This window comes from Bartonella sp. AP72JLCBS, assembly GCF_042195705.1.
Taxonomy (GTDB): domain Bacteria; phylum Pseudomonadota; class Alphaproteobacteria; order Rhizobiales; family Rhizobiaceae; genus Bartonella.
Window position 1 is genome coordinate 1 of record NZ_JBHIOU010000085.1, and the last position, 939, is coordinate 939.

The window sequence follows — 939 nt, forward strand, 5'->3', positions numbered from 1 at the left end:
TCAGAATTTATAAACACTGGTTTATTCACAAATGCCTCCATACTGCCTATTGGCAAAAGTTATTTTCTAAGATATGGAGTGAATATATTTTCGTTTTACGGTAATGTCAACATAAAAATACCGTATAACGAAAATTATTTTATGAGTATTCATCTAAAGATTAGTGTGTTTTTATAGATATTTGGAGATTTTATGAAAGGTTATAAGACTGCCAAAAGAAAATTTTTACAATTGTCAAATGAAGAAAAAACAGCAGTTATCGCTTTTTTGATTCGATTAAAGTATGAAGAAACGCTAAAACTGCCCTCCGTTCTTCTTCATTGCAAGACGAATATAGATCATAAAAATCTTGATCTATCTTGCTTAAAGCCGGATACGGAGGATACTCCTTAAAGAAACTGTGTAGCTTCACTAGCTCTTCTGCAGTGATATCACGGTAGGCTTTAGAGTCAGAGTCATCAATCGATAATAAGCGCGTAATAGATGATGGACTCAATCCTAAATGTTGCCCTAAAGCCTTACGGCTTCCATGCCCCATTTCATTTAATTTTTCATTAATCCACATTTTTATTAGCTTTTGAAAATCCATTTTATTTTTCTCTCTTAAAATTATTAAATAATCAATATTGCGTATTACGAAAATTTTGCTTATATTTGCGTAATACGTAAATATATGACAGAAATTTTGGATTACATGATTACTCCAGCAGTTATGATTATAAAATATTTAGGTGGTGCAAAACGTGTGTCGTTGATTTCTCAATGCCATGTGTCTGCTGTTTATAAATGGACTTACCCCTTTGAAAAGCGAGAGGGTAAAGGCGGCATCATTCCAGCTAAATACCAAATTATGCTTTTGAACTACGCACGTGATCATGGGATAGATTTGCGTCCAGAAGATTTTTTTTATCCCGAGCGCTTGCAGAGATTAATGCAAGA

Annotated in this window: 2 protein-coding genes; one reads left to right on the forward strand and one right to left on the reverse strand. The window is 33.2% G+C overall.

Annotated elements, in window-relative coordinates:
* Nucleotides 1-256 precede the first annotated feature (256 nt).
* Complete coding sequence (locus ACFILO_RS09515) at nucleotides 257-589, reverse strand: hypothetical protein (RefSeq protein ID WP_375626997.1); 333 nt, start codon at nucleotides 587-589, stop codon at nucleotides 257-259.
* 105 nt (nucleotides 590-694) lie between these two features.
* On the opposite strand from ACFILO_RS09515, the gene ACFILO_RS09520 reads away from it, so the two are divergent.
* A partial coding sequence (locus tag ACFILO_RS09520) for a hypothetical protein (RefSeq protein ID WP_375678216.1) occupies nucleotides 695-939 on the forward strand: 245 nt, incomplete at its 3' end.